Origin of the sequence: Streptomyces sp. NPDC056987 (genome assembly GCF_042673865.1) — a bacterium.
In the GTDB taxonomy this organism is placed as follows: Bacteria; Actinomycetota; Actinomycetes; order Streptomycetales; family Streptomycetaceae; genus Streptomyces.
Genome location: NZ_JBHURV010000043.1, coordinates 1 through 12,943, shown reverse-complemented (window position 1 = coordinate 12,943; position 12,943 = coordinate 1). Strand labels below are relative to the sequence as shown.

At 68.8% G+C, this 12,943-nt stretch carries 12 protein-coding genes and 1 pseudogene; 7 read left to right on the top strand and 6 right to left on the bottom strand.

Features of this window, described 5'->3' with window-relative positions:
- Positions 1-72: 72 nt before the first annotated feature.
- Positions 73-1,146: an SIS domain-containing protein gene (locus ACFTZC_RS34690; protein ID WP_382896704.1), complete on the bottom strand. Its 1,074-nt coding sequence runs from the start codon at positions 1,144-1,146 to the stop codon at positions 73-75.
- A 224-nt stretch (positions 1,147-1,370) separates the two neighbouring features.
- On the opposite strand from ACFTZC_RS34690, the gene nagB reads away from it, so the two are divergent.
- The 6 genes and pseudogenes from nagB (at position 1,371) to ACFTZC_RS34660 (ending at position 7,143) form a co-directional block, all read left to right on the top strand.
- Positions 1,371-2,153 carry a glucosamine-6-phosphate deaminase gene (gene nagB / locus ACFTZC_RS34685; protein ID WP_382896701.1) on the top strand — a complete coding sequence of 261 codons (783 nt, stop codon included), beginning with the start codon at positions 1,371-1,373 and terminating at the stop codon, positions 2,151-2,153.
- 209 nt (positions 2,154-2,362) lie between these two features.
- The gene (locus ACFTZC_RS34680; RefSeq protein ID WP_382896699.1) at positions 2,363-2,542 is read left to right on the top strand and encodes a hypothetical protein; all 180 of its coding nucleotides are present in this window, start codon (positions 2,363-2,365) and stop codon (positions 2,540-2,542) included.
- A 24-nt stretch (positions 2,543-2,566) separates the two neighbouring features.
- Positions 2,567-4,801: pseudogene (locus tag ACFTZC_RS34675) on the top strand (DNRLRE domain-containing protein); the annotation flags it as partial.
- A 393-nt stretch (positions 4,802-5,194) separates the two neighbouring features.
- On the top strand, positions 5,195-6,427 hold the full coding sequence (locus ACFTZC_RS34670) for a polymorphic toxin-type HINT domain-containing protein (RefSeq protein ID WP_382896696.1): 1,233 nt from the start codon (positions 5,195-5,197) through the stop codon (positions 6,425-6,427).
- A gap of 22 nt (positions 6,428-6,449) precedes the next feature.
- Positions 6,450-6,890, top strand: coding sequence for a hypothetical protein (locus tag ACFTZC_RS34665; RefSeq protein ID WP_382896694.1), 441 nt, complete (start codon positions 6,450-6,452; stop codon positions 6,888-6,890).
- A 103-nt stretch (positions 6,891-6,993) separates the two neighbouring features.
- On the top strand, positions 6,994-7,143 hold the full coding sequence (locus tag ACFTZC_RS34660; protein ID WP_382896692.1) for a hypothetical protein: 150 nt from the start codon (positions 6,994-6,996) through the stop codon (positions 7,141-7,143).
- Positions 7,144-7,485: 342 nt separating this feature from the next.
- Here the strand turns inward: ACFTZC_RS34660 and ACFTZC_RS34655 are convergent, their stop codons facing one another.
- Together ACFTZC_RS34655 and ACFTZC_RS34650 are read right to left on the bottom strand one after the other, a co-directional pair.
- Positions 7,486-7,677, bottom strand: a complete 192-nt coding sequence (locus ACFTZC_RS34655; RefSeq protein WP_382896689.1) for a hypothetical protein — start codon at positions 7,675-7,677, stop codon at positions 7,486-7,488.
- A gap of 11 nt (positions 7,678-7,688) precedes the next feature.
- Positions 7,689-8,540, bottom strand: coding sequence for a helix-turn-helix domain-containing protein (locus ACFTZC_RS34650; protein ID WP_382896686.1), 852 nt, complete (start codon positions 8,538-8,540; stop codon positions 7,689-7,691).
- A 224-nt stretch (positions 8,541-8,764) separates the two neighbouring features.
- Here ACFTZC_RS34650 and ACFTZC_RS34645 point away from each other — a divergent pair, with 224 nt between their 5' ends.
- A complete protein-coding gene (locus ACFTZC_RS34645; protein WP_382896685.1) occupies positions 8,765-9,301 on the top strand; it encodes an ATP-binding protein in 537 nt (178 codons plus the stop codon).
- A gap of 25 nt (positions 9,302-9,326) precedes the next feature.
- Here the strand turns inward: ACFTZC_RS34645 and ACFTZC_RS34640 are convergent, their stop codons facing one another.
- From ACFTZC_RS34640 to ACFTZC_RS34630, 3 genes are read right to left on the bottom strand one after another with little or no spacing between them, the layout of a single operon-like run.
- On the bottom strand, positions 9,327-10,931 hold the full coding sequence (locus ACFTZC_RS34640; RefSeq protein ID WP_382896682.1) for a glycoside hydrolase family 3 protein: 1,605 nt from the start codon (positions 10,929-10,931) through the stop codon (positions 9,327-9,329).
- Between the two features lie 8 nt (positions 10,932-10,939).
- The gene (locus ACFTZC_RS34635; protein WP_382896680.1) at positions 10,940-11,836 is read right to left on the bottom strand and encodes a carbohydrate ABC transporter permease; all 897 of its coding nucleotides are present in this window, start codon (positions 11,834-11,836) and stop codon (positions 10,940-10,942) included.
- On the bottom strand, positions 11,833-12,837 hold the full coding sequence (locus ACFTZC_RS34630; RefSeq protein WP_382896677.1) for a carbohydrate ABC transporter permease: 1,005 nt from the start codon (positions 12,835-12,837) through the stop codon (positions 11,833-11,835). Before ACFTZC_RS34630 ends, ACFTZC_RS34635 begins: the two co-directional genes overlap by 4 nt.
- Between the last annotated feature and the right edge of the window lie 106 nt (positions 12,838-12,943).

Below are 12,943 nucleotides of genomic sequence, written 5' to 3'. Positions count from 1 at the left end.
GGAGTGCCGGTTCCAGCGAGTGTTTCCGAGGGGTGCCGGTTCCAGCGGCCCCAGGCCGGGTAGCGGCTCGGCTCAGCTCGACTCGGGTGTCTTGGCCATCGTGCGCGGGGCGTCCGGGTCGTAGCCGCGGGCGATGGAGATCTCGTAGGCCAGACGGTGGAGCGGCAGGATCTCCAGGATCGGCTGAAGCTCCTCGCCCACCCCCTCCACCGGCAGTACGAACCCCGCCGCGGCCCGCGCGGTCTCCGCCGCCGGGCCCACCACGCACAGATCGGCGCCCCGGCCGCGCAGCCGGTCGAGGACGGGGCGGAGCGCCTCGCCGCCCGTGCCCTCGGGGACGACGGCGATCACCGGCGAGCTGTTGTCGATCATCGCGAGCGGGCCGTGCAGCAGATCCGCGCCGGAGTAGGCGAGCGCGGGGAGGTAGGCGGTCTCCATCAGCTTCAGGGCCGCCTCCCTGGCCGTGGGATAGCCGTACCCCCGCGAGATGACGACCATCCGCGCGGCGAACCGGTAGCGGGCGGCGAGCGTCCGTACCTCCGCGCCCCTGGCGAGGATCTCGTCCGCCAGATCCGGCACGGCGGACGCGGCTCCCGCCCCGTCGGCGCCGCCGAGGCTCTCGGTGAAGAGGTACAGCGCGAGCAGCGAGGCCGTGTACGACTTGGTGGCCGGCAGCGCCCGTTCCGCGCCCGCCAGGACGTCGATGTGGTACTCGGCCACGGCGGCGAGCGCCGAGTCCGGGTTGTTCGTCACCGCGAGCGTGATCGCGCCCGCCTCCCGGGCGGCCCAGGTGGCGGCCACGAGATCGGGCGAGCCGCCCCACTGGCTGACGCCGACGAAGAGCACACCGGTGAAGTCGGGGCGGGTGCCGTACGCCGTGATGGTGGACATGGAGGCGAGCCCGCAGGGCATCCCCCGCCTGATCTCCAGCAGGTACTTCGCGTACAGCGCCGCGTGGTCGGAGGTGCCGCGCGCCGCGAGCAGGACGAAGCGCGGCTTCCGCGCCGCGACGGCGCCCGCCACCTCGCGGATCCCGGGCACCCCGTCCGCGAGGAGCCGCCGCAGCGCCGCGGGCTGCTCCAGCACCTCGGTGGACATGATGCGGCCCGCGTACTCGCTCGGCCCGGCGGGAAACGCGGCAGACATGCTGGGTGCCCTCCAGTCGCTCACGCCCCCGTCACCCAGTCGAACACGGCCCCGCCCGGCCCCGCCACCGGGCTCCTCCCCCTCCTGCGCCTCTCCCCTTCTCCCTCCTCCCTACCCCTCTTCGTCGCCTGCCCTTCCACGAGGATTCAGGAACCGGCGCCGCCCCCTCTGCTAGAATTGGTCTATACCACAAAAGACTCACCATCAGATCGGCAGGGCCCAGCGTGGAAGTGGTCATCGTCCCGGACGCCGCCGCGGGTGGCGCACTCATCGCCGACAGCATCGCCGCACTGCTGCGCCGTAAGCCCGACGCCCTCCTCGGCGTGGCCACCGGCTCCACGCCCCTGCCCGTCTACCAGGCACTTGCGGAGCGGGTCCGGGCCGGCACCGTGGACGTCTCGGGCGCGCGCATAGCCCAGCTCGACGAGTACGTGGGGCTGCCGTCGGGCCACCCCGAGTCGTACCGCTCCGTCGTCCTGCGCGAGGTCGTCGAACCGCTAGGCCTGGACCCGAGCGTCTTCCTCGGCCCGGACGGCGGCGCCGAGGACGTCCAGGCCGCGTGCGAGGCGTACGACCGGGCCCTCGCCGAGGCCGGCGGAGTAGACCTCCAGCTGCTCGGCATCGGCACGGACGGCCACATCGGCTTCAACGAGCCCTGCTCCTCGCTCGCCTCCCGCACCCGGATCAAGACCCTGACCCGGCAGACCCGGGCCGACAACGCGCGCTTCTTCGACACCCCCGACGAGGTGCCGCACCACGTCATCACCCAGGGCATCGGCACCATCCTGGAGGCCCGCCACCTGGTCCTGCTCGCCACGGGCGAGGGCAAGGCGGACGCGGTGGCCCAGGCGGTCGAGGGCCCGGTCGCCGCCCTCGTACCCGCGTCCGCGCTCCAGCTCCACCCGCACGCGACGGTGGTCGTGGACGAGGCGGCGGCCTCCCGCCTGAAGCTGGCCGAATACTTCCGCGCGACGTTCGCGTCCAAGCCGGACTGGCAGGGCATCTGACAGGCCTGACAGCTCTGACAGGTTCGCCCCGCTCCGGACCGGATGGCCGCAAAGATCTCCATTGACAACCCTGTGCACACGGCATTTAACTCTGCGAAGTTGTGTACTTCCTGTGACGCTTGGGGCGGGGATCCATGGGTGGGGTGTGGGGAAATCGTGATGCCCGGAAGAGGGGACGCAGGCGCGGACCGCCGTACGCGGGAGGTCTCGTGTGCGGGCTCGCCGTCGTGCTGGCGGCGGGGCTTGTCCCGCTGAGCGCGCTGCCCGCCGCCGCGCGCCCGGCGTCGGCTCCGGCCGTTTCCACGTCGGCCGCCGACGAGAGCGAGAATCCGGACGAGGCCCCCGCGGAGGCCACCACGGACGACGCGCTCGCCGAAGCGAAACGATGAGGCAGGCCGGTCGAGGTCGGGTCCCTGCGGGGTGAGCACAGTGATGTGTTCGCCACCCCCGAGGGCGCGTTGGAGGCGCGGGAGTATCTGCGTCCGGTACGGGCCCGGGTCGACGGCGCATGGCGGCCGGTCGACACGGAGCTGGCCAAGGCTTCCGACGGTTCGGTCGCGCCGAAGGTGTCCACGGTGGGCATCCGGTTCTCGTCGGGGGGTACCGAGCCACTCGTACGGATGGACAAGGCGGGGCGTGAGGTCGCGCTCACCTGGCCCGGGGTGCTGCCCGCGCCGGAGTTGAGCGGTTCCACGGCGACCTACCGGGAGGTGCTGCCGGGTGTCGATCTGCGGATGGGGGCGCAGGAGGACGGTTTCACGCAGTTGCTCGTCGTGAAGACGGCCGAGGCGGCGGCGAGCGAGAAGCTGGCCGCGCTCCGTCTCGGACTGGCCGCGGAGGGCGTGGACGTACGCGGGACGCCGGAAGGCGGCCTGGAAGCGGTCGACCAGGGCGCGCAGGGCGCGGTGTTCGAGGCGCCGAAGCCGATGATGTGGGACTCCAGCGCCCCGTCCGGTGACGGTACGGGAACGGCCCGTCGGCGGGCGGCCGTCGAGGAGGGCGTGGACGCGGCGCGGGAGCCCGGCGCGAGCGAGTCGGGCAAGCTGGCGGCCGTGGGGGTGGCCGTGCCCGCGACGGGTGACGCCCTCGTACTGACCCCGGACGCGGAGATGCTGTCCGACGCGGACACGGTGTATCCGGTGTTCATCGATCCGCAGTGGTACTCGCCGAGGGCGTCGGCGTGGACGATGGCGTCGGAGTACTGGGCGTCGTCGCCGCAGTGGAAGTTCAACGGTGAGTCGACGGCCGGTATGGGCTTCTGCAACTGGGACTACTGCAAGCCGCACGACACCAAGCGGCTCTTCTACCGCATCCCGACCTCGAAGTTCGCCGGGAAGACGGTCCTGTCGGCCGAGTTCGTGGTGCGCAACACGTGGTCGGCGTCGTGCGGCGCGCGCAGCGTGGAGCTGTGGCGGACGAAGGACATCTCCTCCTCGACGACGTGGAACTCGCAGCAGGCCGCCGGTTTCTGGATCAAGGAGCTGCGGTCGGAGTCCTTCGCCTACGGCTACGACGGCTGTTCGGCGAAGGACGCCGAATTCGACGTCAAGTCCGCGGTGCAGGAGGCGGCGAACGGCAAGTGGTCCACGATGACGTTCGGGCTGCGCGCGGGCAGCGAGACGGACGCATACGGCTGGAAGCGCTTCTCGGACAAGGCGTACCTGCGGGTGAGGTACAACCGTCCGCCTCCGCAGATCAAGATGTCGCAGCTCACGATGGAGTACGGCGGGACCTGCAAGAAGCCGGCGAGCGCGGCCAGGGTGCGCACCCTGGGCAAGATCTACGCGAACAAGGTGACCGACCCGGACGGCGACAACGTCTCCGTGCAGTTCCAGGCGTCGTGGGACACGGGGGACGGCAAGGGGATGGTGGCCCGCTGGAGCCCCGCCCGCACCACGGCGAAAAGGTCCGGGTCGAACTTCTCGATCGCGCTGCCGTCGTCGATCCCGAAGAACAAGCAGGTGGCCTGGTACGTGCGCTCGTACGACGGGGCGCAGTACTCCCCCTGGTCGACCGCCGGTGACCCGACGGGCTGCTACTTCGTCTACGACACGAGTGTGCCCAAGGCTCCGGCGATCGCCTCCGGGGAGTATCCGGCCTCGGACCCGGGGGCCTCCGAGGACACCGCCGACCCGTGGTCGGACGGGGTGGGCAAGTACGGCGCGTTCGAACTGAAGGCCGCCGACAGCGACGTGGTCAAGTACTGGTTCGGCGTCAACACGGACCCGTCCTCGAAGAACGCGCTGACCACCACGGGCGGCGCGGCGAAGACCACCCGGGTGCTGCCGTCCGAGCCGGGGCTGAACTTCGTCACCGCCCAGGCCTTCGACGCGGCCGGCAACGGCAGTGAGATCCGTACGTACCAGTACCGCGTGAAGGCCGGCCAGCCCGAGCGGGCCGCCTGGAGCCTCGACGATCCGACCGGCGCCACCGCGGCCGAGGGCACGGCCGGCGCCCGCGTCGCCGAGCTGCGCGGCGGGGCCACCCCGGGGGTGGCGGGCGCGATCGGCACGGCGGTCTCGTTCGACGGGGTCGACGACTACGCACAGACGGACATCCCCACGGTGGCCACCGAGAGCGGCTTCTCCGCGGCGGCCTGGGTGAAGCTGTCCAGGATGCCGGAGACCGCGGCGATCATCGCCGCCGAAGTCACCCTTGCCAAAGGCGCTGACAAAGCAAAGGCCACCCGCTACGTCGACATCGGCGGTGGCCAGGGCGCGGTCCGGAACGACGACGGCACCGTTGCCTTCACCATCGCCGATCACCACGGCACAGGACAACTCGCCATCAACGCGGCCGATCTGGCCCTCACTCAGCGCCGTACCCTCCCCTTCGGTGCGATCCGCGGCGACGCACCGAAAGCCTGGCCTGGCACCAAGGGCTTCGTCGGCGGCACCGATGACACCAAGGCGACCGGCCTCACCCACCTCGGCGCCCGTGAATACGACCCTGGGATCGGCCGTTTCATCAGCGCTGACCCCTTGCTCCAGAGCGAGATTCCATAGACGCTGAACGGCTACAGCTACGGCACGCAGAACCCGGTGACCATCACAGATCCCAGCGGGTTGGGAGTTCCGGAATGTCACACGGGCGAGCTGACCGGTTGCCACAACGGCGTTCCCGGAAAGGGCACGAAGCCCGCAAAAACCAAGTCCGAGAAGAAGAAGGGAACCAGTTCCTCCTCTTCATCCTCGGGCGGGAGGGCGAATTCGGGCGGAAGCACGTGGGCGCCCGCCCCGTCCCCCAGCCCCGGCAAGGCGCCGGCACCAGGGCCCTATCTGGGGAAGCGCGTCGACGGGCCGGCAATCCAGGTAGTCACTTTTGCTCTTTTCTTTCTCCCCGACCCAGTGGCGTGGAAAGACTGCATGGACAGCCCTGGGCTGTCGGCCGATTGCGCTTCCACCGTGGGCGATCTCCCCACTCCACTGAAGATCCTCAAGCTGGTCAAGGGGGCAAAGCATATTGACGATGCGGCGGGCGCCGCCAAGAAGGCGCCTTCCGGCTGCAAGTGCTTCCTGCCCGGCACCGATGTCCTCCTTGCCGACGGAACCAGTAAAAACATCGAGGACATCAAGCTCGGCGATCAGGTACTGGCGACAGACCCCGAGACAGGAGAAACCGGCCCCCGCGAGGTCACCCGCCTCATAGTCACCAAGGACGACAAGCACTTCAACACGTTGTCCGTAATGACCGAAGACGGCGTCGAGGAGCTCACGGCAACCCACGAACACCCCTTCTGGTCACCGTCGGAACGCCGCTGGCTCGAAGCCAGAGAGCTCACGGCAGGCACGACCCTGCTCAGCGATGACGGCACAACCGTCATCGTGACCGCGAACCGCGCCTTCACCAAGCACGCCACGACCTACAACCTCACTGTCGCCGACCTCCACACGTACTATGTACTCGCCGGCCAGACGCCGGTTCTGGTTCATAACAGTGGAGGATGCCTTCCCGCTCTCCGGGACTGGAGCAGTCAGCGGTTCCAGTTCGGGAATCAGTCCCTCTTGCTGGATAAGAAGGGAATGGAGCACATCCTCACTCGACATCACCCGAAGTATTGGGATGGATCGGTGAAGAAAACGCAGTCCTTCTTCGATTCGAGCATGAGTGTTGATGACGTCCAAGACGCTATCGGTCAAGTCATGCGGCAGAACCGCGATACGCTGGTTCAGCGAGGCAGTCAAGGCATGTATCAGATGCGCGGGAACGTCAACGGCGTCGATTACGTACTCGGCATGAATAGAGGTCGAGTGGGCCAGTTCTATCCGGAATAACCATCATCGAAGGTCCTGAGACGTGGTTGAGATTGAGACGTTCCTGAAGGGCGCGGACGGTGGGTTCGTGCAGGTGGAAGCCTGCCGTACCTCGCCGCCCAACTTTGACTACATTGAAGGTGCCATTCGGCTGTCCGTTGATGGATTGGAAATCATCGGCACTGAAGAGTGGGACTATGTTGACCAGCTATGGTGCTATATCGCCGAAATGGTGACGAAAATGCAGTCGTCGGGATACGCAGAGACATATTTCCCGGATCAGCCGATTAAGCTCTCTTTTCGGGCCGCAGCGTCTCGCGTCTTGGTGACCGCCAAGATTGGCGAAGAAACGAAGACGGCAAATGCTTCATCTGCGGATTTCCTGGAGGCTGTCAAAGCGGCTGGGATGATCTTCTTCAGGAAGATGTCCGAGCTTGTCCCGGCTAATTCGTATGCCGAGGCGCAGCAGGAGTTGTCAGTTTGAACAAGCCAGAGGTCCCGCCGGGAATTCTTGAATCCGGCGGGGCCTCTGGGGCTCTTGACGGCAGTAGTTGACGGCAACGTCAGCGGGCGGGTGCGGCACAGAGGTGCGATTCGTCGTCTTCACCGGGCCGGTTGACGGCTTCGGCGGGGCTATGAAGGGAGCGGCCGAGGAGATCGATGGCGTCGCGCTGGAGGCGGAGTCGCACACGGGCGTAGACACCGACGGTGACACCGATGTGGGCGTGACCGAGTGATGCCGTGCCGGGGGGACAGAAGTGGGCCTCAACGGGGCGCCGTGTACCGTACGGCCCGTTTCGTGCACCTACCGGTGCACTAATGTCCGGCAACTCATTCAAAACGACTGGCCGATTGCGACAATGGGCTTTGTTTGGGCCCGAGTTGAAGAGACTCCACACCAGGCGCCTTGCCGTGCGTCTCGACCTGGGCCCGGTACGGGCGACACCTGACAACAGGCCCGAGCGGCGGGGCATGCCTGGAACCGCGACATGCGAGCCTGGAGAGGCGGGCCTCGCGGTGGCCAGTTGGCTCGACACACCCGGTTGCCCTTGGCACCGGTCCGCAGGCGGGGCCCGGCGCTACAGCAAGTGGTCGGCCTTGCCGGCCTTGATGTCGCGGATGAGGGTGGCGAGGGCTTCACGGGTGTCGGTGAGGTAGGTGTCCTCCTGGCCGGAGACGGCTATGTAGGCGTTGCCGTCCGGGTCCGTGCCGATGCGGAAGCAGTTGTTACCCGTGCCGCAGAACGGCTCTTCCCAGGTGATCTTCGACATAGCTGAATTCCTTAGAGTTCGCGAATGATGCTGCGGATGACGTCCCGCGATGCCTGTGCCGACAGGGATGCCTCGTCCATCCAGTCCAAGTGTGTGCGGTACTTGGCAAGTTGCGCTGCCTCGTGCATGAATGCCGGACCGTGGGCCGAGTCGAGCTGAGCGGTGTCGAGTTGCGGAACGGGTGCCTCGGCGTAGAGCAGGGATTGTCCGGCGCCAGGAAAGCTACCGCGCTCGATGGGCACTATCCGGACGGTGACATTGTCCCGCTCGCCCGCTTCGATCAGGGCACCGAGCTGCTTCTTGGTCACCTCGCGGCCGCCGAAGAGCATCCGCAGTGCTGCCTCGTGCACATAGCCCGTGTAACTGACCGGCTGTTCGCGGCTGAGCACGCGCTGCCGGGCCATCCGATGCGCCACATGCAGTTCGAGTTCGAGGCGCGGCAGGGGAGGAAGCAGCGCGTCAAAGATACTGCGGGCGTAGTCCTCGGTCTGGAGCAGACCAGGGATGTGAACCGTCTGAATGGTCTGGATCCGGTGCGACTGCCATTCCAGTTCGGCGATGTCCAAGAGGCCAGGTGACAGCTTTCTCCTGTACTCGTCCCACCAGTTACGCTGCGGAATCGCACTGAGTTCTACGAGCGCATCCACGTACTGCTCGTCCGTGCACGCGCAGTGGGCGGCCAGAGCGCGCAGCCGTTCAGGGCTGATGTTGCGAACTCCCGCTTCGATGTTTGAGATCTTGCCCCGGTCGACACCGATCAGCCCGGCCGCCTGCTCAGCGGTCATATCCGCGGCTGTGCGCAACTTCTTGATCTCTGCGCCGAGTCTCTTCTGCCGCTGTGTGGGGGTGGTCCGTGGGGGCATGGACATCCCTTCTGTTGACTGCCGCTCAGTCTGCCGGACACCACCATACGGGGCTATCGGTGCAGCACTATCCAAGGAGAGGGGTGGCACATGAAGCACCCCATGCCCTACCTTCAGTGATGCGTCGCTCACGCACAGCGAAAACGTAGAGCACTGCGCGAGCCTGCCCACAGGTGTGTCCGCAGGCATCACACCAAACCAACGCGTCAACGAGCGGAGTCGTCATGCCCGAAAACGAGTTCGTCCCCGTACTCCCGCACGCCACCCCACGGTTCACCCAATGCCCGCCCCCGCTCCAGGACGTGGGCGAGCCGCATCCGGGGAACCTCGCGTACGGGCTGACGCTCCCCTCCGCCGTTGCCACACCGGCCGTCGCGCACGAGGCCGCCGAGATCATCCTCGACGTGCACTGCATTGCGGACAGCCTGATCGACCCGGCCCTGCGCCTTGTACGCGAACTCGTCGCCTACGCCTGCCGGTTCACCGGTTCCGGGGAACAGGTTCATCTCGCCCTGCGTCATGACCTTGAGGGTGCCCTCCGGATCACCGTCCACGACACCCACGCCGCGCACGCCCACCCCCGCCTCGCCGCCGTGTGCGACGAACGCCGCCTGGACGCGTTGGAGGGTGTGCCCGACCTGGTGGAGGCCCACCAGGGGGACTGGGGCTTCGGTGCCGCGCACCCTTTCGCCGTCGGTGGCGGCATCGGTACCCGTACGTGGGCCACCCTCGTGCACACCCCGCGCCGCTGGGCCGCATGACGCGGGGGCGCGGGCCGGCGCGCCCCTACCGCACCCGCCCCGCGAGAACCTCCGCCGCCGCCCGGGCGCAGACGCGGGCCGCGCCGTGGGTGGCGATGTGGAGGGCGCCGCTCGGCGGGGCTTCGTTGAGGCCCATCTCGACCACCAGGGTGTCCGGGCGCGCCGTGAGCAGGGCGTCCAGGGTTGCCCGCATCCACGGGTGGCGGTGGGCGTCGCGGACCACGGCCACCGTGGTGCGGTCGCCGGCTGCCGTGAGGATGCGGGTCGCCGGGTCCGGGGTGGGCGTGGAGGTGTCCTCGGGCGGGGCTTCGGCGTACGTGGCCGTCTGCGTGCCCGGGAGGAGGTGGTTCAGTTCGGTCGCCAGGCCCCAGGGGGTTTCCTCGCCGACCGCGATGTTCGCCACCGGGGTGAGGACCGCGACGTACGGGGCGCGGGTGAGCGGGGTGGCCGTGCCGGTGACGCGGAGTGCCCGGCGGGCCGCCAGGAGGCCGATGTCGGGAGTGGGCACCACCCCGGGAGCCCCGCCGGATGCCGCTGCTCCCGCGCTGGACGCGGTGCCGGGCGCGGTCCCCTCCTGTGTGGCCGCGCCCGGCGTCCCGGCCCCGGGGGACACCCTGGCGCGGAGGGTCCAGTCGGCGAGGGCGCGGACCCGTGCCGCCGCGTCGGCCAGGCGTTCCTCGGGGAGTTCGCCGCTGCGTACGGCGGCCACCAGGGCGTCCCGCAGCCGCAGTACGGTGCCCTCGTCGGCCAGGCCGCCGCCGACGCAGATGGCGTCGGCGCCCGCCGCGATCGCGAGGACGGAGCCGCGCTCGATCCCGTACACCGAGGCGATGGCCTGCATCTCCATGCCGTCGGTGACGATCGGGCCCTGGAAGCCCAGCTCCTCGCGCAGCAGTCCGGTGAGGATCCGCGGGCTGAGGGTCGCCGGGCGCTCCGGGTCGAGCGCGGGGAGCAGGATGTGCGCGCTCATCACCGATCGGGAGCCCGCCGCGATCGCCGCGCGGAAGGGCAGCAGCTCGCGGGCGTGCAGGGTGTCCAGGTCCACGTCGATGCGGGGCAGCGCGTGGTGCGAGTCCACCGCCGTGTCGCCGTGGCCCGGGAAGTGCTTGACGCAGGCGGCGACCCCGGCGGCCTGGAGTCCCTCGACGTACGCGGCGGTGTGCCGGGCCGCCAGCTCCGGGTCGGCGCCGAAGGACCGTACCCCGATGACCGGATTGTCCGGGTTGGAGTTGACGTCGGCGGAGGGCGCCCAGTTGAGGTTGACCCCGCACGCGGCGAGCCGCCGGCCCAGCTCCCGGGCGACGTCGCGGGTGAGTTCGGGGTCGTCCACGGCGCCGAGCGCGTAGTTGCCGGGGAAGGACGAGCCGTGCCGTACCTCCAGGCGGGTGACGTCGCCGCCCTCCTCGTCGATCGCGACCAGGATGTCTTCCCGTTCACGCCGCAACCGCCGGGTGAGCGCCGCGAGTTGTTCCGGGTCGGCGACGTTACGGCCGAACAGCCCGACCGAGGTGAGCCCGTCGCCGATCGCCCGCAGCAGCCAGTCCGGCGCCGTGGTGCCGACGAAACCCGGCTGGAGCACGGCGAGGGCGTCGCGGGTGAGGGTGTCGGTGGTGGATACGAGTGTCGTCATCGGTCCTTCTAACCCTTCACTGCGCCGGCCGTCAGACCCGCTGCCATCTTGCGCTGGACGAGCAGGAACAGAATGACGATGGGCACGGCCATCATCGTGGAGCCGGCCATCATCGGGGCGAACTCCGTCCCGTGCTTGGTGGAGAAGTTGGAGAGCCAGACGGTCGCGGTCTGGTTCTGCTGGCTCATCAGCATGAGCGCGTACAGGTACTCGTTCCACGCCTGGATGAAGCCGTACACCGAGGTGGCGACCAGGCCGGGCGCGAGGAGCGGGAAGACCACCCGGACGAAGGCGCCGGTGCGGCTGCAGCCGTCGACCATGGCCGCCTCCTCCAGTTCCTTCGGGATGTTGACGATGAAGCCGCGCAGGGTCCACACCGTGAAGGGCAGGATGAAGGTGAGGTACGTGATGACCAGGCCGGAGAGCCTGTCGTACTGGCCGAGGTCGTTCAGCAGCAGGAAGACCGGGATGATCATGGCGACCAGCGGGACCATCTGCACGGCGAGGATCCCGACGATCACGATCTTGCGCCCCCGGAACGCGAACCGGGAGATGGCGAGCGCGGCGAGCAGCCCGACCACGACGCCGATGACGACCACGACGGACGAGACGAGCAGCGAGCGTCCGACCGGGCCCCAGAAGTCCGCGATGTCCAGCGCCCGGCGGAAGTTGTCCAGGGTGAACGTACGGGGGAAGAAGTGCGGGTCGGGGTCGATGGCGTCGCCGGCCGGCTTGAACGCCGTGTTCAGCATCCAGTAGACGGGGAAGCCGAGGACGACGAAGACGAGCACCCCGAGGGTGTTCCAGCCGGCCTTGCGGCTGCCGGGGGGCGACTGCCGAGGGGTTCTCGTCCCGGGCCTCTTCGTCGTCGCCGGGGTCGCGGTGGCCGGGGTCGTAGCGCTCACTCCACCTCTCCGATCTTGAGCATCTGGCGCATGTAGACCGCGATCACGCCCAGCAGGAGCAGGACGGTGAGCAGCGCGATCGCCGACCCCTGGGAGTAGTCGTTGACGACGAACGCCTTGTCGTACGAGTAGGTGGTGAGGAGCTGGAACTCGGCCTCTGGATGGCCGTTGCGCATCACGAACACCTGCGGGAAGACGCCCATGTCCCAGATGACCGAGAGCGTCGCGAGCATCACGATGACGGGCTTGAGGATCGGCACGGTGACATGGCGGAAGACGCCCCAGGCGCTCGCCCCGTCGAGCCGGGCGGCCTCCTCCAGCTCCGCGGGGACCTGGGTGAGCCCGGCGGAGAGGGTGATGGCGACGAACGGTACGGCGCCCCAGACCACCAGCAGCATGATCACGGCGAGGCCCTGGGGGCCGCTCGCGAACCAGTTGTGGCCGATGAGGTCGACTCCGGGGATCCGGGACAGCACCCAGTTGAGGACCCCGTAGTCGGTGTCGAACATCCACTTGAAGATGGTGACGGCGACCAGGATCGGCATGCCCCAGCTCGCCACCAGGGCGATGTTGATCAGGGTCTTCACCCAGCCGGAGACCCGCTGCTGGAGCAGGGCGATGAGCATGCCGAGCACCATGGTGAGGATGACGGCCCCGGCCGCGAAGACGATCGTACGGAGGACGACCGCCCAGAACTCCCCGTCGCCGAGGACCGCGGTGAAGTTGTCGAGGCCCGCGGACTCCGGGGCCTGGAACCCCCAGAGCTGGGGCTGCCCGAACTTCTGGAAGGAGAGGGTGACCAGCCGGGTCAGCGGATAGCCGAGCACCAGCGCGAGGACGGCCAGGCAGGGCGCGAGCAGCAGCCAGGGGACGGAGCCTCCGCCGCCCCGGCCCCGGCGCCCGTCCTTGCCGGGTCTCGCCCCGGACCCGGAAGGATCCGTGGGCGGCTCGTGCCGCGTGGGCGGATCACCGGCCGTCGTCGCGGTCGTCGTCATCTCCATGGCACTGCCACCGGTACTCGTAGGGGCACTGGCACTCGTCGGGGCACTGGCACTGGCACTCATCGCGCGCTCCTCAGCGGGCCGGGCGGGGCGTCCGCCGGCAGAT

Excerpts from the sequence above, each read along its gene's own strand:
- ACFTZC_RS34650 (WP_382896686.1), bottom strand. The coding sequence starts at position 8,540 with ATGCCCCCACGGACCACCCCCACACAGCGGCAGAAGAGACTCGGCGCA.
- ACFTZC_RS34645 (WP_382896685.1), top strand. The coding sequence starts at position 8,765 with ATGCCCGAAAACGAGTTCGTCCCCGTACTCCCGCACGCCACCCCACGG.
- ACFTZC_RS34655 (WP_382896689.1), bottom strand. The coding sequence starts at position 7,677 with ATGTCGAAGATCACCTGGGAAGAGCCGTTCTGCGGCACGGGTAACAAC.
- ACFTZC_RS34640 (WP_382896682.1), bottom strand. The coding sequence starts at position 10,931 with ATGACGACACTCGTATCCACCACCGACACCCTCACCCGCGACGCCCTC.
- ACFTZC_RS34630 (WP_382896677.1), bottom strand. The coding sequence starts at position 12,837 with ATGGAGATGACGACGACCGCGACGACGGCCGGTGATCCGCCCACGCGG.
- ACFTZC_RS34690 (WP_382896704.1), bottom strand. The coding sequence starts at position 1,146 with ATGTCTGCCGCGTTTCCCGCCGGGCCGAGCGAGTACGCGGGCCGCATC.